Source organism: Brevibacterium epidermidis NBRC 14811 (assembly GCF_001570805.1).
GTDB lineage: Bacteria > Actinomycetota > Actinomycetes > Actinomycetales > Brevibacteriaceae > Brevibacterium > Brevibacterium epidermidis.
In genome coordinates this window covers 260,667-278,409 of the sequence record NZ_BCSJ01000011.1, presented here as the reverse complement: position 1 = coordinate 278,409, position 17,743 = coordinate 260,667, and the positions used below count along the sequence as shown (strand labels likewise).

Here is a 17,743-nt window from a genome sequence, read left to right as displayed (position 1 = left end):
GCAGATATCGCGCCAGGAACGCTTGTCCATGAAAGAATGACCGAGTACACCCGGTTCCCGAAGCGAAGGTCACCTCACTGTGCCGCAACACAATCTCACCCGCGACGAAGCACGCGAACGTTCCGCCATCGTGGACGTCTCGAGCTACGAGCACACCCTGATCCTCACGGGAGTGGGTGAGAGTTTCCGCGTCCGTTCACGAATCCGCTTCACTGCAGCTCCGAATTCGACGACGTTCATCGACGCCATCACCGCAAGCGTCGAGCGCGTCCGTCTCAACGGCACAGACCTCGACCTCGCCGAGGTGGTCGCACCGGCCCGCATCACCCTTCCCGGCCTCGCCGCTGAGAACGAGCTCATCGTCGACGCCCATTTCTCCTATATGAATACCGGAGAGGGACTGCACCGTTTCGTCGACCCGATCGATGACGAGGTCTACCTCTACTCCCAGTTCGAGGTCCCCGACGCGCGCCGGGTCTTCCCCGTCTTCGAACAGCCGGATATCAAGTCTCCGTACTCCTTCACCGTCGTCGCACCGGAGAAGTGGACCGTCGTCTCGAACTCCCCCACTCCGACTCCGAGCGATCCGAAGGAGACCTTCGCCGAGCTCGGCGAGGCTCCACAGGCAGGCATGGCGGTATGGCAGTTCGCTCCCACCACGCCGATCTCGTCGTATATCACCGCGATCATCGCCGGTCCCTATGAATCCGTGCATTCGCAGCTGACGTCCTCTGACGGATCGGTCGTGCCTCTGGGCCTGTACTGCCGTGCCTCACTGCTCGAGTACCTCGATGCGGAGAAGCTGTTCCGGGTCACGAAGGCCGGTTTCGAGTTCTTCGAACGAGAATTCGGGGTCGCCTACCCATTCGAGAAGTACGACCAGCTCTTCGTCCCCGAGTTCAATGCGGGAGCGATGGAGAACGCCGGAGCCGTGACGATCCTCGAGAACTACGTCTTCCGCTCCCGGCCCACCGAGGCTCTGGTCGAACGACGGACGGTCACGGTCCTCCACGAACTGGCTCATATGTGGTTCGGCGATCTCGTCACCATGCGCTGGTGGAACGATCTGTGGCTCAACGAATCATTCGCCGAGTTCATGTCGACCCTGGCAACAGCCGAGGCGACGGAGTTCGCCGATGCGTGGACGACGTTCGCCACGATCGAGAAGTCCTGGGCCTACCGCCAGGATCAGCTGCCGAGCACGCACCCGATCGTCGCTCCGATCGAGGACCTCGCCGATGTCGAGGTCAACTTCGATGGGATCACCTATGCGAAGGGCGCCTCGGTGCTCAAACAGCTCGTCGCCTGGGTCGGCCGCGACGAATTCTTCTCCGGCCTCAAGAGCTACTTCGACAAACATGCGTGGTCGAACACAGAACTCTCTGATCTCCTCAGTGAACTCGAGGCCACCTCGGGGCGGGATCTGGAGAGCTGGTCGAAGCTGTGGCTCGAGGAATCAGGAGTCAACCTCCTCGAAGCCCTCGTCACCACAGAGGGCGAGCAGACGATCTCGAACCTGCAGGTGACTCAGAAGCCCTGGTCAATTCCGGGGCAGCCCACTCCGTCGCTGCGACCGCACCGGCTGGCCATCGGCTTCTACTCGGACAATGAACAGGGTCGTCTGGAGCGCACCCACTCGTTCCCCCTCGACCTCGACGGCGAGGCCGCAGAGGTCACCGAGGCACGGGGACTCGCCCTGCCCGACGTCATCGTCGTCAACGACGCTGACCTCAGCTATGCGAAGGTCCGCTTCGACTCACGCAGCATGGAGACAGCAGCGCACCGACTGAGCGACTTCGACGATTCGCTCACTCAGCTGCTCGTCCTGGCCACCCTGTGGGATGAGGTCCGTGACGGTGAACGCCCCGTCCACGACTACATCAACACAGTGCTCACCCATCTGGGAGCCATCACCCATTCCTCCGGTCTGCTCACGCAGATGCGTCAGCTCGATACTGCGGTCGCTGCCTACCTGCCTCTGCAGGAGCGGGAGGACAAGCACGCCGAGGTGGCTGATCGTTTCATCGAACTGTTCGAGACGATCGAAGGAGGAACGGATCAGGCCTTCCAATTCGTACGCGGTTTCGTCCGTCATGCGACCACGCCCGAACAGCTGGATCGGCTGAAGTCATGGCTGCGGCCCGAGACGGAAAGCGTCTATGGGATCACTCTGGACACCGACCTGACATGGGAGATCATCATCGGACTGTGCGCAAACGATGCCGTCGATGATTCGGTCGTGGCGGAGATGAGTCGGAAGGACCCCAGCGCCACGGGTGTGCGTCACGCCGCGACCGCACGTGCCTCCAGGCCCACCTCGGCGTCGAAATCCCAGACCTTCACTCGCATCGTCGACGATGCCGATCTGCCGAACTCCGAACTCGGTGCACTCGCGCTGGGCTTCGGAACCGGCCTGCAGCAGGACTCCGGGGAGCTCATTCCCGCCGAAGAACCGCTGCGGTCCTTCGCCGATGAGTACTTCGCCCGAGTGGCCGGCTGGTGGGAGACGCGCACGCTGGAGATGGCGCAGACGATGACTCTGCGGCTCTACCCGCCGGTGAGTTCTGCCACAGTCGACGCCACTTCCCTGTGGCTCGACGATCACCCTTCAGCACCGAAGGGCCTGGTGCGGCTGATGCGGGAGAACCTCGCCGATGCGAAGCGCGCGCTGGAAGTTCAGCGTGTGTCCAGCGCTTCCAAGGGATCATTGAACCTTCGCGGCTAATCTCGAGAGATCATGACTTCCGATGCAATAGACAACACTGTTCAGAACGCAAGTGAATTCGATTGGACGACCTTCCTCCTCGGCGCTCCGCTGAAGATCACCGTCATCATCATCGGCGCCATCGTCGTCAACCTCGTCATCCGGCTCTTCATCCGACGGTTCACCGCCGCTGTTGCCAAGGGCACCGTCGGCAGCGAGAAGGCCGAAAGCGCCGGCCGCACGAAATTCTCGGCCACTGCGCTCGAGGCCCAACGGACCGGGATCGACGAGCAGACGATCAAGGAACGTCGAGCACAGCGGGCGAAGACCGTGGGCCGGATGCTGTCGTCGGTGACGACGATCCTCGTCAGTGTCATCGCAGTCCTCATGATCCTCGATGCTCTGAGCTTCAACATCGCCCCGATCCTCGCTTCCGCAGGTATCGCCGGTGTCGCCATCGCCTTCGGTGCTCAGGAGCTCGTCCGCGACTACCTGTCGGGATTCTTCATCGTCATCGAAGACCAGTACGGAATCGGTGACACCGTCGACCTCGGCGAGGCAGTCGGAGAGGTCGAGGACGTCGGCCTGCGCCGCACCCAGATCCGTGACCTCACCGGCACCCTGTGGCACGTGCGCAACGGTGAGATCCTGCGTGTGGGCAATCTGTCCCAGGGTTGGGCTCGCGCCGTCCTCGACATCCCCATCGACTACCGGACTTCGATGGACGAATACCGCGAGATGACCGAGGAGATCACACGGTCTCTGCGGAAGGATCCGGAACTGTCGAAGGCGATGCTCGAGGACCCGGAGATCGCCGGCGTCCAGTCGCTGTCGGGCTCCCACCGAGTCATCCGCACCATGGTCAAGACCAAACCGAACCTGCAGTGGATGGTCGAGCGTGCCTTCCGTGCCGAACTCATGACCCAGTTGGCCAAGCGCGGCGGACAGATCGGTATGGTTCAGGAGACGGTTCTGCGCACGCTGCCGACCAAGGAAGGGACAGTGGCTCCCGCAGTCGCCACCGACTCCGAGAATCCCTCGCCGCTGCCCAGCGACCAGGAGATCCGCAGCACCGTGCAGGAAGACTCCCCCAGTGAAGGATCCAGTGATGACACAGACAGCTGACGGCTCCATCTTCGCCGCCGTGGGCGGACATGACACTTTCGCCCGCCTCGTTGACGTGTTCTACCAGCATGTCGACGCGGATGCGCCGCTCATTGCGATGTATCCGGACGGCCATGAGCTGGAAGGAGCGAAGCACCGTCTGCAGACGTTCCTCGAACAGTACTTCGGCGGTCCGTCGACGTATCAGGAGGAGCGTGGCCATCCGCGGCTGCGGATGCGGCATTTCGATTATCCGATCGATTTCGATGCCCGGGATCGGTGGCTGCGCTGCATGCGTGCGGCTCTCGACGATGTGAGTCTGCCGCCGCTGTACGACGAGATGTTCTGGGACTACTTCCAGCGGGCCGCGACCGCGATGGTCAACACGAACTCGAATATTCGCTGATCACGGATCCTGTTGCCCACAGGACCCGCTGATCACCGCCCACGTTGATCACCGACCACGACCACGCGTGAGCAGGTGACCGCCGGGGGTGACGAGGCGCAGCCAGCCTCCCGATTCCATAATCCGCAACTGCTTGTCGTCATCGCGACCAGCGGGTGGGACGAAGCGCAGAGCGGTGGCGGCGAACGCCAATCCCCCTGGCATCCCGGTCCCCTGCTCGCCCGTCATCTCACGTGTCCACACCCGAGAGCGCAGCGCTTTGACAGCGTGTCCTCCGGATCCCTCGGGCGCGCCGGTGCTGATCTCCTCAATCCCTGCTTCCGCGGTCTCATGGAGTCGTCCGACCGTGATCGTGTCGTATTCGGCCCAGCCTCCGCGTGGAGGCGCAATCCCCGTCCACGACACGAGCACGGAGTTCGGCGGCACCGGCAGAGTCGTTCCGTTCTCAACGCGCGCGAAGCGGTCGAGGAGATTCGACAGCGGCACCGCCTCGTCGAATCCATCGAGGTCATGGTCGTCCAGGCGCAGCATCCTCATGGCCAGCACCAGCGGTGTCGAATCGCCGAGTCCGTGTGGGAACAGCGGAGCGACGGTAGCCGCGAGGACGTCAGAAGCCACCTGCAGCCGCATCGCTCCGTCGGAATCCGCCCTATGTGCCAGAGAGGTGAACGCGGAGAGGTCTCGCATCGCCAGCGGGTCGTTGATGTGAAGGTCAGTCATCGGCGGGCCCTCCGCAGCGGGACGGGCGTGCCGAGCACCGATTCCATTGCTTCGGTCTCGGCTTCGCTGAGCCGACGTGGTCGGCCGCTGGCAATGTCGATGAAGACGATAACGGTCTCGGCGACCGTATATGTGCGCGAACCGTCCGGTTCGCAGATGACGTATCCCACCGTCACCGAGGCGGGCCTGACCTCGCTGATGACGAGATCGACGGCGATGGGTCCGGTGCGATAGGGAATCGGGGCGCGGTATTCGATCGCGTGGGAGGCCACGAGCAGCTCCGTCGTCGCCGAGGCGTCGGCGAAGATCGTCGGAATCTCCACGCCACTGACGGTGTCGGACACTCCATGCTGTCCAGGCGTGGTCGGTGCATCCGAGCTGTGAGTAGGCGAGCCGAGAGCACGGACACGCGCTTCTTCCAGCAGTTTGAGCTGAGTGACGTTGTTGACGTGACCGTACGCATCCATATCACCCCATCTCAGTTCCAGCAGTACTCGGGTGAATTCTTCGAGAAGGGGGTTGGTGGCGCCTGAATGCATATTTCCCATCATGCCACCTTCATCACCCCGATGCCCCACACGATAGGATCGTCACTCGTACGCATCATTGGCACAGTCATCCGAGGGAGAAACCCATGACCGACGAAGCACCCACCGAGGCGGAGGCGAACGTAGCACGGCTGCACGAGATCCTCGATCTCCGCAAGCTCGAGTTCACCGCGGCTTCGAGCGAGACGGATTTCTTCATCGGGCACAGCCAGTACAAGCCTGACGGTCGGGTCTTCGGAGGACAGGTCCTCGCGCAGTGTGTCATCGCTGCTGCGGCGACGCTTCCCAGCGACCGTCTGATCCATTCGCTCCACGGGTACTTCCTGCGTGCCGGCGATGTCAGCGAACCCATCGAATTCGGAGTCGAGCGGCTGCGCGACGGACGTTCGTTCTCTGCCCGCCGAGTGCACGCGTATCAGAAGGGAGCCCCGATCCTGTCGCTCAGCGCTTCCTTCCAGGACGAACAGCCTGGTCTCAACCATGCCGAGCAGATGCCGACCGGTCTGCCGGCCCCCGAGGACTGCCCGGAGCTGCTCGATTACATCGGTGACGAGGATTCTCCGCTCGTCAGCGATTGGCTGAAGAAGCGTCCTTTCGAAGTCCGACCTGTCGAGCCGTCGCTGCACACTTCCGGGGTCTCCGATTCCTCCATCACCGAACAGCATTCCTGGTTCCGGGCCAGCGCTCCGTTCGGCGACGATCCGGTGCTCAACGCCGCTGCACTGGCCTATGCCAGTGACTTCAATCTGCTCGAGCCGGTGCTGCGGCACCACGAACTGACCTGGCAGACGCCGGGTCTGCGTGTGGCCAGCCTCGACCATGCCATGTGGTGGCACCATCGGGTGCGGGTCGACGAGTGGATGCTCTATGTGCAGGAATCTCCTGCAGCGCAGGGCGGACGCGGGCTCGGCTATGGACGCATCTTCGCTCAGGACGGAACCCTGCTGGCCACTGTGGCGCAAGAGGGCATGGTCCGGGTCAAGGAGGTTCAGTGACGAGTAAGGACCCGACGATGATGGACATCATCGGCAACATTCTCAGCCGGCTGGTGAGCGTGGCGCTGTTCCTCGTCATCGGCCTGCTCGCGCTCGTCGCCTTCGTGGGACGCACCGATCTGCATCTGGGCGTCTGCGTGCTGCTCGCCATCGTCGCGGGAATCATCGGCACGATCCTCGTCCGACTTCTGTTCAGAGGGATAGCAGCCCTCGTAGGATTGTCCGACCGCTCAGAGAGCTGACTCCCCACTCAATCACGCAGTCTGCCGAACCTGCCCGTCGAGGCGAGGCCGGTTGCAGCGGAACCACCGCGTGAACCCTCGAAACAGTTCGAACACAGTGATGCCCCGGTCGCTATGACCGGGGCATCACGTTTGGGATTTCAGAGTCAGAGCCAGATCGGCTCACGCGGGACTGAGATCAGTCGCGGGTGAGTCGGCGGTGTGTGACTCGGTGCGGACGGGCCGCGTCTTCGCCGAGTCGTTCGACCTTGTTCTTCTCATAGGCTTCGAAGTTGCCTTCGAACCAGTACCAGTTCGCCGGGTTCTCCTCTGTGCCTTCCCACGCGAGGATGTGCGTGGCCACGCGGTCGAGGAACCAACGGTCGTGCGAGACGACCACGGCACAGCCGGGGAATTCGAGCAGAGCGTTCTCTAGGGAGCCTAGGGTCTCGACATCGAGGTCGTTCGTCGGCTCATCGAGCAGGAGGAGGTTTCCGCCCTGCTTGAGCGTGAGCGCGAGGTTGAGACGGTTGCGCTCACCGCCGGAGAGGACGCCGGCCTTCTTCTGCTGGTCCGGGCCCTTGAATCCGAAGGCCGAGACATAGGCGCGAGACGGCATCTCGACCTTGCCGACCTGGATGAAGTCGAGTCCGTCGGAGACGACCTCCCAGAGGTTCTTGTCCGGATCGATTCCGCCGCGGGACTGATCCACATAGGAGATCTTCACGGTGTCGCCGACCTTGAGGTTTCCTCCGTCGAGCTCTTCCATGCCGACGATGGTCTTGAACAGCGTCGACTTGCCGACGCCGTTGGGTCCGATCACGCCGACGATGCCGTTGCGCGGCAGTGAGAAGCTCAGACCGTCGATGAGTTTGCGCCCGTCGAAGCCCTTTTCGATCTTGTCTGCTTCGATGACGACATCACCGAGGCGGGGGCCGGCGGGAATCTGAATCTCTTCGAAGTCGAGCTTCTGCGTCTTCTCGGCTTCGGCTGCCATCTCCTCATAGCGAGCCAGACGAGCCTTCGACTTCGTCTGCTTCGCCTTCGGGTTCGAACGCACCCATTCGAGTTCGTCCTTGAGCCGCTTGGACAGCTTCGCGTCCTTCTTGCCCTGGACCTGGAGGCGTTCCTGCTTCTTTTCGAGGTACGTCGAGTAGTTGCCCTCATAGGGGTAGAGGTGGCCGCGGTCAACTTCGGCGATCCATTCGGCCACGTGGTCGAGGAAGTACCTATCGTGCGTGATCGCGATGACGGCGCCGGGGTAGCTCTGCAGGTGCTGTTCGAGCCACAGCACCGATTCTGCGTCGAGGTGGTTGGTCGGCTCGTCGAGGAGCAGCAGGTCGGGCTTCTCGAGCAGAAGCTTGCACAGTGCCACGCGGCGACGTTCACCACCGGAGAGCACGGAGACGTCTGCGTCCGGCGGCGGGCAGCGCAGCGCGTCCATCGCCTGCTCGAGCTGGGAGTCGAGGTCCCAGGCATCAGCGGCGTCGATGGCCTCTTGCAGCTTGCCCATTTCGTCCATCAGGGCGTCGAAGTCGGCGTCCGGGTTCGCCATCTCCTCGGAGATGGCATTGAACCGGTCGACCTTCGCCTTGATCTCGCCGACGCCTTCTTCGACGTTGCCGAGGACGGTCTTCTCTTCGTTCAGGGGCGGTTCCTGCATGAGGATGCCCACGGAGTATCCGGGGCTGAGCCGAGCTTCGCCGTTGGAAGGCTGCTCGATTCCCGCCATGATCTTCAGGATCGTTGATTTGCCGGCGCCGTTCGGGCCGACCATACCGATCTTCGCTCCGGGATAGAACGACATCGATACATCGTCGAGGATGACTTTGTCACCGTGCGCTTTGCGCGCCTTGTGCATGGTGTAGATGAATTCGGCCATAGTGCTCTCAGGCTATCGGTTCGGCGCACTCCAGCGCTACTTGACGCCCGACAACCGCCTGGGATGTTGAGTTTTCATCAAGCTGGCCCGTACTCCGCTGAAGAGGAATCAGCCGCCGCCGAGTGACGGGGCTTCGCCGGAGGTGTCGCCCTCACTCGAGGTCTCCTCGGATCCGCCCTCCCCGGACGTTCCGGCGGTGCCTTCAGAACTGTCGGCGCTGTCGGAACCTTCGGAGCCTGCAGTACCTTCGGCTCCCCCGGTGCTTGTCGAGGAATCGTCTTCAGTCGGCGCGGGGCTCTCGGTCTCACCGTCTTTGCCGTTGATGTCCTCGCCGGGCAGGTGGCCGGCTCCGTTCGAGTCGCCGTCTTCGTCGCGCTTCTCACCCTTGGGCGCTTTGACGCCCTTGGGCCGCTCGACATCGCCGAACAGGCACGAGCCTGTCGACTCCGTGGGCTCAACGAGGTCCGCGCTGGCTTTCCCCGCCCGGATCTCTCCGACGACGCAGCCTTTGTCGGTCTTGACCCCGAACATCTTCGAGGGAACCTCATTGCCCAGCGGTGATTCGTCGATCGTCGCCTCGAGCTGCTCGGGTTCGTATCCGGCGTCGAGCATCGTTGAGAAGAACTTCTTCGTCGACGGCACCGACTCCTTGTCACCGGTCAGCGGCTTGAGTGCTTTGAGCACCTTGTCGACTTCGGCAACGGGCTTCGCCTGGGTCTGCTTCGGCTGGGGCTGAGAATCATCGGCACCGAAGCCGAGAAGTGAACAGCCCGACAATGCCAGAGTCAGTGCTGCAGCACCCAGCACAGGAACGAGACGCATCTACAACCTCGGCAAGAGGGGACGATTGACAGTCTCACTCTAGCGGATCACACGCGTCGGGTGCGGTAGTGAGACGGCCCCGAAACAAGGAATCCACGCGATCAGAACGGCGCCGCGGCTTTCGCGGTCTCACGAGCGATCGGATCCTCTGCGTCGCCGGCGTTGCTGTCGGTTCCGACGCTGCCTCCGGAATCGTCGGTGAAGTCGCGATCGACGGTGCCGTCGGGTTCGGCAGTCCGATCGTCATCCGGGCCTGTCTGCATCGCGCTGTCCGGTCCGGTCACAGCGGGCCGAGCAGCGTCAGCCGGTTCGTCCTCGCCGCCGACTCCTGTCGGCGTTTCAGCGGGGCCCAAGGACCCCCAGACCGCATCACTGGTTCCGGACGACTCAGTGTTCGCCTGTCCGGAATTCGACTGTGAGCGATCGGATGCCTTGGCTCGTTTGTAATGAGCGGTTCCGTATCTCAGATCGGGGCCGATATGCTCCGCGATCACCGTCGGCGAGATTCCGCTTCGCTCATCGGTGGCCCATTCCCGGTTTCGCAGACTGCCCGACACGATCACCGCGGCTCCGGTGCTCAGCGACATCGCGGAATTGCTGGCCAGGTCGCCGTAGCAGTCGACGCCGAACCACGAGGTGCCGTCCGAGACGAACTCGCCCGTGTTCTTATCGACTCTCCAGTGATTCACGGCGAGCCTGAACGAGGCGCAGGCTCGCCCGGATGGCAACGTGCGCGCTGTCGGCTCTGTGGCGATGGTGCCGGTGACGGTGATCGGGATTGCGGACATCGGTGTCTCCAAATCGGTGTGGTGGAACCATACGGTCGTCTGCTTCCGCATGGAGCTCCAGTCAGCCCGATCAGGTCGTCCGGCGTCCAGAGACGGGAAATGCCCTGTGGACAGCAATTCTTCGTCCACAGGGCATCACAGTCCGAGTCGCACACGTCGGTGTGTTCGAGTCGGAAAGACGCGTCTGAATCTCAGCCGAGCATCTCGTACGCCTGTCGATGCTCTCCGATGACACTCTTGACCGGGTTGAGGTAGGAACTCTGAGCAACGCGTCCGACCGCGTCTCGCAACCTGCCGTCGACCTCAGCAGCCGCCTCTTTGGCCCCCTTGGCCCGTGCCGACTTCGCCATCAGCGAGGTCACAAAGGACCCGATGACGCCGATCAGAAACAGTCCCATGCTGACGATCCAGCACCACGCCGGCAAGGCGCCCGAACCGATCACGGCGACGAGCGCGGAGGCGATGATGCCGAGGAGACCGACGATCGAGGCGACGAAGAAGACGATCTGCAGAGTGTGCGCGAGCGACCACCAACCAGGGCTCTGGCGAGTGATCTCCACAGCTGTGACGGCCGAGTCGAGGTTCTCGGACAGTTCGTCCGTGCTCTTCTTCTCCGCCTCCGCGGCCTCGTTCTGCCAGGCCTGCGGCATTGTCGATACGGACTCGGCGATGAGTTCATGCGCCATGAGCCGGACATGCGAGCTCTGAGCCTTCGTCGTCGCCGGCACCGAGGCACGGACGAGTTCGTCCCTGTCCTGACCGTGCTTGGCACCCAAGGGGTCGGGCGCATTGCGCTGTGCCCACGCGAGTACGGGATACCCGGTCTTGCGATAGGCGCGGCGGATGTAATCATCGTGCACGGTCTGTGCCACGGCTTCGACTCCGGCGGCTTCCGACATCGTCTCGACCAAGCGCGATGCGCCTGCCAGCTCGTCCGGGGAGGCAACCGGCTCTCCGAGCTCCTTGCGGATCCGTTTGGCCATCGCCTGCATATCGGCCAGCAGTCTTTCGGCTGCGGCGTCTTTCGAATCGACGGTGTCGGCGAGGATGCTGCGGATCTCCGGGATGCCCTCTCGGGTCACTGCCGAAGAGATGCGCACATTCGTCTCGCTCAGACCATCCTCGTTGAGCAGCTGACGGAGATGGTCGGCTGCGGCCTTCTGCTCTTCCGGGCTGAGTTTGTCGATCTGATTGAGGACGACGACCATGTTCGCGCTGTTCTCGGCGAGTTTCGTCAGGTATTCGGAGTGCAGTGAGAAGTCGGCGTATTTCTGTGGGTCGACGACCCAGAACACGACGTCGACGAGTCCCACCAGCCGATCTGACTCGATCCGGTGTGCGGCTGCCGTGGAGTCGTGGTCGGGCAGGTCGAGAAGGATCAGTCCGTGCAGACGCCTCTGGTCATCGCCGTCGAGTGCCGACTCGCGCCAGGTGCGGCTGCGTTCGGGCACGTGCAGCCAGTCGAGGACATCATTTCCGCCCTCGCCCCAGACACACGCGGTCGGTCGTGAGGTCGTCGGTCGGCGAACGCCCACGCGGGCGATCTCGAGTCCGGCGACCGCGTTGAACAGTGAGGATTTGCCCGATCCGGTGGAGCCGGCGAATGCTACGACGGTGAAATCCTCGCCGAGGCCAAGGCGATCTTCGGCCCGATCCAGCAGATTCTGCGCATCTGTGCGAACGTCCCCGGCGAGCTTGTCGTCGCTCAAAGACAGCGCATGTCGGATGCCTTCGGCCAGTTTCCGGATCTCGGTCTGTGCAGAACTGTTCACAATGCCACCTCAAGTCGTTCACCGGAGGCGCGCAGGGCGCCTGCTTGCCGCGCCGGTACCGCGGATAGTCTCAGTGCGTTGTCGAAGGGAGTGCGGCAGTCCGCCACGATTCCCACAGCGGCATCGAGGAAGCGCTGGCGGATCGATGCGATGAGCCCGGCGGCCTCGTCTGCTCCGAAGATCGTCTCTGCGAGGTTGAGTGCAACACCGGCTCCTTGCCGGGTGCTCTGCCCTGCATCGTGGGCGCGCTGCGGATCCCAGAATGCCGCATACTCCACGACGGCGCAGACGCCTGCGACGCCGAAGGAGAGGATTCGGGCCTTGGACTTCTTGCCCTGGCCGATGTCGCGCACGAGCGCATTGACTTCATCGGACCAGGTGCTCACGGCTGTCTTCACTGCGTCCTCGAGACCTGCGCCGACTGTGCGGAGTTCGGGCTGGTCTTCGATGAGAGCCGCACCGGCCGCCGTGTTGCGCCACTCGGCATTGACCTCGTCTACCACGTCGATGGCCTGTTCGCGCAGGGAGACCGCCGCGCTGCGCAGAATAGCCACATGCAGAGGTGTGGCAGCGTCATGTTTGCCGGTCACCGCTGCGGAGATGCGGTCGCGCATCCGCGCCATAGTCGGCTCCAGGCCGCGGAACAGCTGTCCGGTGCCCACGAAGTCCTGCCAGCGGGCATTGACCTCTCCGTGCAGGACTCGCCCGTCGGAGAAGACCTCGGCGAGTCCGGATTGAGCAGATCGGAAGCTCTTCTCCAACGAACCGGCCAAGGTGATGTGAGCCTGTTCCTGTGTCTCGGCGAAGTCGGCGAGCTCACTGACTCGTGCGGGCAGGGCAGCGATAGCGCCGGTGAGTGTACGATTCCGGATGCGTTCGAGGGAGGTGCCCTCCGTGCCGACCTGAGAGATCCACGAGCGAATCGGATAGATAGCCGCGTGAGGGAGCAGTCCGTCTTCGAGTTCGAGCTCGGCGACGGAGAAGATCGGTGAATTCGCAAGACCTGCTTCGGACAACAGGCTGGACAGATGATGCCTGACTTCGCGGTTGGCTTCGGGCGGAACCCGGTCGAGGACGATGGCCACCGAGGTGCTGCGAGCCGCGGCCGTCTTCAGCAGAGCCCAAGGAGCGGCATCGGCGTACCGGTTCGCTGTCGTCACGAAGAGCCACAGATCGGCGCTGAGCAGCACCCGGCGCGAAAGCGCGCGGTTCGTCTCCGAGATGGAGTCGATATCGGGACAGTCGAGGATGGCGGTGCCGGGTTCGATGTTCTCATCGGCGATGAGAACGACTCCGGGCATGCTCGATTGCGGGTCGGTACTGCGCGGCAGATCAGGCAGGTAGTGCTCCGACTCGAAGAACTTGGCATCGGCGGGGTTGAAGATGACGACCGGGTTGCCCGTCGTGGGCCGACGCACTCCGGCAGGGCTGACATTGCGACCCACGAGGGAGTTGACCAGTGTCGATTTGCCAGCGCCCGTCGATCCGCCCACGGCGATGAGGAAGGGCGTCCGCGAACGGTTGATGCGCGGAAGCACGTAGTCGTTCAGCTCCGCGGTCAGTGCCGAGTGTGCTGTCCGAGCTTCGGCGAAGTCGTCGCTGCGCAGGGTGAAGCGGGTCTCCGAGACCCGCTTGACGATATCGTTCAACGCTTGGCCGACCGGCGGCGTCACGGCGCTCTTGCTCTCAGTCATCACGCCTCCACTCTCTATGTTTTCCCAGCTCGGCACCAACTGCCACGCCGTATCGACGCGGAATTGCTCACCGGCAGCCCTCATCGGTCGGACCCGTCCGATCAGCGAATGCGGGCATGAGAAGCGCCCCCGGCGGGGCTCGAACCCGCGACCTACCGCTTAGAAGGCGGTTGCTCTATCCGACTGAGCTACGGAGGCTCAAATATCGTAACCGATGCCCGGATGAGAACAGAAAGCGGCCCCGGTTCAGCGCGGACTGTCTCAGCCGCCTCGAACCAGGGCCGTCTTGCTGTCGTCAGGGCCTCGAAGGGGAACCTCAGTAGTGACGGGCCGCGTTCTCCATCGACTTGCGCACTGTCACGAATGACACGACTGCCACTCCCGTCATCGCAAGGATGACTGCCACGGCTTCGATGCCGAAAGCGAAGTCGACGATAATCGGGAAGAATCCTGCGAGCATGAAGCCCAGCAACGCGACAAGTGTGAGTGCCGTGGCAACAGAGAAGAGCTTTGCACCATTCATTGTCAATCTCCTTCGATCGATGCATCCGATGAAGAAAGACTAACGCCAGATGAGACTCACGTCGCTGAGAATTTCAGAAGAATTCGCCTCAGTTATCGCCGCGGGCGTCGATCGCCTTTTCCAGACGATCGAGTTTTCCGTCGATCTCGCCGGTGAAACCTGGCCTGATATCGGCCTTGACCACCAGCGCTATCCGCGTACCGAACTCACCGACAGCCTCGGTGGCTTCCTTGATGACGGCGAAGACTTCGTCCCACTCACCCTCGATGGTCGTGAACATCGAATCCGTCCGGTGCGGCAGACCCGAGTTGCGGACGATCTCGACAGCCGCCGCGACGGCGTCGTGAACCGATGCATCGGCCCCTTCTCCTCCGCTGGGGGCGACTGAGAATGCTGCGAGCATGGTGCTGGTCCTTTCTATCCGGTGCGATGAGGAGCCGACTGGCTCCCCATCGCACCAACTGTCTGGCTCGGGTCGAACGCCTCGGGTCAGGCCTGTGCAGGCACTGTCACGATGAGCGAGTCACCCTGGCCACCGCCGCCGCACAGCGCGGCGATACCTGAGCCGCCGCCTCGGCGCTGGAGTTCGAGGGCAAGGGTGAGGACGATTCGAGCTCCCGAAGCTCCGATCGGGTGGCCCAGGGAGACGGCTCCTCCGTTGACATTGACCTTGTCCTCGTCGATGCCGAGGTCCTTGGTGCTGGCCAGGCCCACGGCGGCGAAGGCTTCGTTGATCTCATAGAGATCGAAGGAATCGACTGCGACGCCTTCACGTTCGGCAGCGACCTTGATGGCCTGCGAGGGCTGGTGCTGGAGAGTCGAGTCCGGACCGGCGGTCCAGGCATGCGACCGGATCTCCGCGAGGATCGGAGCACCCAGCTCTTCGGCCTTCTCACGCGACATGACGACAACGGCGCAGGCACCGTCAGAGATCTGCGAAGCGTTGCCGGCGGTGATCGTCCCGTCCTTACGGAAGGACGGACGCAGCTTCGACAGCGACTCGGCTGTCGTATCCGGGCGCACCCCCTCATCGGTGGAGACCGTGACATCGCCCTTGCGTGAGCTGATGGTCACGGGAACGATCTCGTTGTCGAAGGCTCCGGACTTCTGGGCTGCCGCAGCTCGCTGGTGCGAACGAGCGGAGAATTCGTCCTGCTCGGCGCGCGAGAACTCGCGGTCACCGGCATTGGCTTCCTCGGTCAGTCCGCCCATGGCCTGATCGGTGAACGCATCCCAGAGGCCGTCAAAGTCCATATGGTCCTTGGCCACGACATCGCCGTACTTGTAGCCCGAGCGCGATTTCATGAGCATGTGCGGCGCCTGGCTCATCGATTCCTGCCCACCTGCCACGACGACGTCGTACTCGCCGGCGCGGATCAGCTGAGCGGCCTGGGTGATCGTGTTGATTCCCGACAGGCACAGCTTGTTGACTGTCACGGCGGGAACGGACATGGGGATGCCGGCTTTCACGGCCGCCTGACGGCCGGGTCCCTGGCCGTCGCCGGCCTGCAGAACCTGGCCCATGATCACGTAGTCGACGTCAGAGCCCTGAATTCCGGCACGATCGAGAGCGCCCGTGATGGCCTCGGCGCCGAGTTCGACGGCGCTGAGTTTCGACAGCCCTCCCTGCAGTCGCCCGAACGGTGTGCGCGCTCCGGCGACGATCACTGCATCAGCCATATTTCCTCCTCGGATATCCGCACCCGGATTCGTGTCCCGGCACGTATGCATTTCGACATCCACCAGCCTAGTCGAGGCCCATGTGGCCTGCATCACGGGGTCCGTCCGACGGCGGTCGCAGACCCTGTCCACACTCTCGCATTCGCATCCAACACTCATAGAGTCTCCGTTAGAGTAGGACGAGGACAGCCTAAGAACACCCCCTTTCCAAGATGACAGGAGTTCGCTTCAGTGACGCCCACCGAAGAATTCCGCACAGCGATGCGCGGCTACGAGAAGAGTGAAGTCGATTCGCGTCTGCAGCAGCTGCGCACCGAGGTCGAGTCGGTCCGCAAGGCCTTGGCCGATGCGCGCAGCCAGGTCATCAATGCGGATCGGGCGAAGCTGCAGATTGCCGGAGAGCTCTCGGAAGCCAAGGCACAGCTGAAGAAGGCTGCCAACGACAACGCAGAGGCCGCCGGACCTCCCGGAAGCCGCATCGACCACCTGCTCAAGATCGCCGAATCGCAGGCCCGCGAGACCCTGGCTCAGGCCAATTCCGATGCCGAGACGATTCGCAACAAGGCCCGCGCGGAGGCGGCTTCCGCTCGCGCGCGGATGCACACCGAGAGCAACGACACTCTGTCCAATGCACGCTCGGAAGCCGATGCGATCACTTCCTCGGCCGAACTGCGCGCCGAAGAGACGATCAAGGCCGCGGAGAAGCGTGCGGCCGAACTCAGCGCGACTACCGAACGCGAGACCAACCAGGCCAAGGAAGCGAATGCCGCTTCCGCGAAGGAGGCTCGCGAGAGCCTCGATGTCGAGCTCTCCGAGCTGCGGGCAACCGCCGAGAAGGAAGCTGCGGACCTGCGTGCCGAGGCCAAGACCGAAGCAGAAGAGATCATCGCAGCCGCTCAGGCACAGGCCGATGAGCTGCTCAAGTCTGCGAAGGCCCGCGATGAGGCGTCGAAGAAGGCCAGAAACGACTTCGACGTCGAACTTGCGAACAAGCGCAAGGATGCCGAGTCCGAGCGCAAGAAGCGCTACGAAGAGGCTCAGGCAGAGAACAAGAAGCTCGTCGAAGAGGCTCAGGCACGTGCGGCGAAGGCCGACACCGAGGCCAAGGAAGCTGCCGAACGTGCGGAGCAGACCCGCACCGATGCAGTGAAGAAAGCCGACGAGATCATCGCCGACGGCAAGTCCCGTGCCCAGACGCTCATCTCCGAGGCTCGGGCCACCGCCGAGGCGACCATCGAGGAGTCCGCGGCAGAGGCCAAGCGCAATGTCGCCTCCGCACAGTCGCAGGTCGATCTGCTCACGAAGCAGCGCAAGACGATCACCGCTCAGCTCGATCAGCTCCGTTCGCTGTTCGCCATGCCCGGAGTCATGGGCGGCGACTCAGTGGATCCGGCGAAGGCCGAATCGGCTTCTCACGCCACCGAGCAGATCGCAGACGGCCAGGAGCTCGAAGACCTGCTGGCCGACGATGACTCTTCGGATGCGGCGAAGGCCGACGATTCGGCGAAGAAGACCGACGACGCGAAATCCGGCGATTCCGCAAAGTCGACCGGCGCCGAGGCTGACTCCACGAAGAGCGCGTCCGCCGGATCCACCAGTTCGAAGTCAGCCGGACCTGCGAAGAAGGATGACGCCGGAACCAAGGACAGCGGTTCTGCGAAGGCATCGGCACAGTCGACCGACAACTCGAAGCCGACTCCCGGCTCGAAGAACGATTCGGGGGCGAACGCCGACTCCGCCGAAGATGCGGAGAATACGGCGGGCGAGGACCTGCCCAACGGGGCCACCGACGAGGACACAATCTCGATCGATGCTCAGGTCTCCGGTTCGAAGAACAACAGCTCGAAGACCTCACGCTCGCGCAACTCACTGCGCTGAGTCCGA

General features: G+C 63.2%; 16 protein-coding genes and 1 tRNA gene. 6 read left to right on the top strand and 11 right to left on the bottom strand.

What is annotated here, in order from left to right:
• Window positions 1-79 precede the first annotated feature (79 nt).
• The 3 genes from pepN to BEP01S_RS08460 are packed head-to-tail and all read left to right on the top strand — an operon-like array spanning window position 80 to window position 4,214.
• Complete coding sequence (gene pepN / locus BEP01S_RS08470; protein ID WP_062242214.1) at window positions 80-2,725, top strand: aminopeptidase N; 2,646 nt, start codon at window positions 80-82, stop codon at window positions 2,723-2,725.
• A gap of 12 nt (window positions 2,726-2,737) precedes the next feature.
• Complete coding sequence (locus tag BEP01S_RS08465; protein WP_167348270.1) at window positions 2,738-3,829, top strand: mechanosensitive ion channel family protein; 1,092 nt, start codon at window positions 2,738-2,740, stop codon at window positions 3,827-3,829.
• A complete protein-coding gene (locus tag BEP01S_RS08460; RefSeq protein WP_039210718.1) occupies window positions 3,813-4,214 on the top strand; it encodes a globin in 402 nt (133 codons plus the stop codon). Before BEP01S_RS08465 ends, BEP01S_RS08460 begins: the two co-directional genes overlap by 17 nt.
• A gap of 48 nt (window positions 4,215-4,262) precedes the next feature.
• On the opposite strand, the gene BEP01S_RS08455 is transcribed toward BEP01S_RS08460, so the two are convergent.
• Both BEP01S_RS08455 and BEP01S_RS08450 read right to left on the bottom strand, forming a co-directional pair.
• Window positions 4,263-4,934 carry a DUF8185 domain-containing protein gene (locus BEP01S_RS08455; protein ID WP_062242212.1) on the bottom strand — a complete coding sequence of 224 codons (672 nt, stop codon included), beginning with the start codon at window positions 4,932-4,934 and terminating at the stop codon, window positions 4,263-4,265.
• On the bottom strand, window positions 4,931-5,401 hold the full coding sequence (locus tag BEP01S_RS08450) for an acyl-CoA thioesterase (protein WP_244882168.1): 471 nt from the start codon (window positions 5,399-5,401) through the stop codon (window positions 4,931-4,933). Before BEP01S_RS08450 ends, BEP01S_RS08455 begins: the two co-directional genes overlap by 4 nt.
• Window positions 5,402-5,568: 167 nt before the next feature.
• Between BEP01S_RS08450 and BEP01S_RS08445 the strand changes: the two genes are divergently transcribed.
• Both BEP01S_RS08445 and BEP01S_RS08440 read left to right on the top strand, forming a co-directional pair.
• On the top strand, window positions 5,569-6,477 hold the full coding sequence (locus tag BEP01S_RS08445) for an acyl-CoA thioesterase (RefSeq protein WP_062242210.1): 909 nt from the start codon (window positions 5,569-5,571) through the stop codon (window positions 6,475-6,477).
• Window positions 6,474-6,719, top strand: a complete 246-nt coding sequence (locus BEP01S_RS08440) for a hypothetical protein (protein ID WP_062242208.1) — start codon at window positions 6,474-6,476, stop codon at window positions 6,717-6,719. The genes BEP01S_RS08445 and BEP01S_RS08440 overlap by 4 nt, the downstream gene beginning before the upstream one ends.
• Before the next feature lie 178 nt (window positions 6,720-6,897).
• Here the strand turns inward: BEP01S_RS08440 and ettA are convergent, their stop codons facing one another.
• The 9 genes from ettA to BEP01S_RS08395 form a co-directional block, all read right to left on the bottom strand.
• Entirely contained in the window at window positions 6,898-8,580 is a 1,683-nt protein-coding gene (gene ettA, locus BEP01S_RS08435; protein ID WP_039210712.1) for an energy-dependent translational throttle protein EttA, read from the bottom strand.
• 108 nt (window positions 8,581-8,688) lie between these two features.
• Window positions 8,689-9,402, bottom strand: a complete 714-nt coding sequence (locus BEP01S_RS08430) for a DUF6993 domain-containing protein (RefSeq protein WP_039210708.1) — start codon at window positions 9,400-9,402, stop codon at window positions 8,689-8,691.
• Window positions 9,403-9,503: 101 nt separating this feature from the next.
• The gene (locus BEP01S_RS08425) at window positions 9,504-10,190 is read right to left on the bottom strand and encodes a single-stranded DNA-binding protein (RefSeq protein WP_167348269.1); all 687 of its coding nucleotides are present in this window, start codon (window positions 10,188-10,190) and stop codon (window positions 9,504-9,506) included.
• 191 nt (window positions 10,191-10,381) lie between these two features.
• A complete protein-coding gene (locus BEP01S_RS08420) occupies window positions 10,382-11,962 on the bottom strand; it encodes a GTPase (RefSeq protein ID WP_062242204.1) in 1,581 nt (526 codons plus the stop codon).
• A complete protein-coding gene (locus BEP01S_RS08415; RefSeq protein WP_062242202.1) occupies window positions 11,959-13,656 on the bottom strand; it encodes a dynamin family protein in 1,698 nt (565 codons plus the stop codon). The genes BEP01S_RS08420 and BEP01S_RS08415 overlap by 4 nt, the downstream gene beginning before the upstream one ends.
• 124 nt (window positions 13,657-13,780) lie before the next feature.
• Window positions 13,781-13,854 (bottom strand) — tRNA-Arg (locus BEP01S_RS08410).
• 118 nt (window positions 13,855-13,972) lie between these two features.
• The gene (locus BEP01S_RS08405; RefSeq protein WP_039210701.1) at window positions 13,973-14,179 is read right to left on the bottom strand and encodes a hypothetical protein; all 207 of its coding nucleotides are present in this window, start codon (window positions 14,177-14,179) and stop codon (window positions 13,973-13,975) included.
• Window positions 14,180-14,267: 88 nt separating this feature from the next.
• On the bottom strand, window positions 14,268-14,582 hold the full coding sequence (locus BEP01S_RS08400) for a thiamine-binding protein (RefSeq protein ID WP_039210699.1): 315 nt from the start codon (window positions 14,580-14,582) through the stop codon (window positions 14,268-14,270).
• An 86-nt stretch (window positions 14,583-14,668) separates the two neighbouring features.
• Complete coding sequence (locus tag BEP01S_RS08395) at window positions 14,669-15,859, bottom strand: acetyl-CoA C-acetyltransferase (RefSeq protein WP_062242200.1); 1,191 nt, start codon at window positions 15,857-15,859, stop codon at window positions 14,669-14,671.
• Between the two features lie 231 nt (window positions 15,860-16,090).
• On the opposite strand from BEP01S_RS08395, the gene BEP01S_RS08390 reads away from it, so the two are divergent.
• Window positions 16,091-17,737: a coiled-coil domain-containing protein gene (locus tag BEP01S_RS08390; protein WP_062242198.1), complete on the top strand. Its 1,647-nt coding sequence runs from the start codon at window positions 16,091-16,093 to the stop codon at window positions 17,735-17,737.
• Window positions 17,738-17,743: the final 6 nt, after the last annotated feature.

Coding starts and splice junctions, on each gene's coding strand:
- BEP01S_RS08465 (WP_167348270.1), top strand. CDS start 2,738: ATGACTTCCGATGCAATAGACAACACTGTTCAGAACGCAAGTGAATTC.
- BEP01S_RS08460 (WP_039210718.1), top strand. CDS start 3,813: ATGACACAGACAGCTGACGGCTCCATCTTCGCCGCCGTGGGCGGACAT.
- BEP01S_RS08455 (WP_062242212.1), bottom strand. CDS start 4,934: ATGACTGACCTTCACATCAACGACCCGCTGGCGATGCGAGACCTCTCC.
- BEP01S_RS08450 (WP_244882168.1), bottom strand. CDS start 5,401: ATGGATGCGTACGGTCACGTCAACAACGTCACTCAGCTCAAACTGCTG.
- BEP01S_RS08445 (WP_062242210.1), top strand. CDS start 5,569: ATGACCGACGAAGCACCCACCGAGGCGGAGGCGAACGTAGCACGGCTG.
- ettA (WP_039210712.1), bottom strand. CDS start 8,580: ATGGCCGAATTCATCTACACCATGCACAAGGCGCGCAAAGCGCACGGT.
- BEP01S_RS08430 (WP_039210708.1), bottom strand. CDS start 9,402: ATGCGTCTCGTTCCTGTGCTGGGTGCTGCAGCACTGACTCTGGCATTG.
- BEP01S_RS08425 (WP_167348269.1), bottom strand. CDS start 10,190: ATGTCCGCAATCCCGATCACCGTCACCGGCACCATCGCCACAGAGCCG.
- BEP01S_RS08415 (WP_062242202.1), bottom strand. CDS start 13,656: ATGACTGAGAGCAAGAGCGCCGTGACGCCGCCGGTCGGCCAAGCGTTG.
- BEP01S_RS08405 (WP_039210701.1), bottom strand. CDS start 14,179: ATGAATGGTGCAAAGCTCTTCTCTGTTGCCACGGCACTCACACTTGTC.
- BEP01S_RS08400 (WP_039210699.1), bottom strand. CDS start 14,582: ATGCTCGCAGCATTCTCAGTCGCCCCCAGCGGAGGAGAAGGGGCCGAT.
- BEP01S_RS08395 (WP_062242200.1), bottom strand. CDS start 15,859: ATGGCTGATGCAGTGATCGTCGCCGGAGCGCGCACACCGTTCGGGCGA.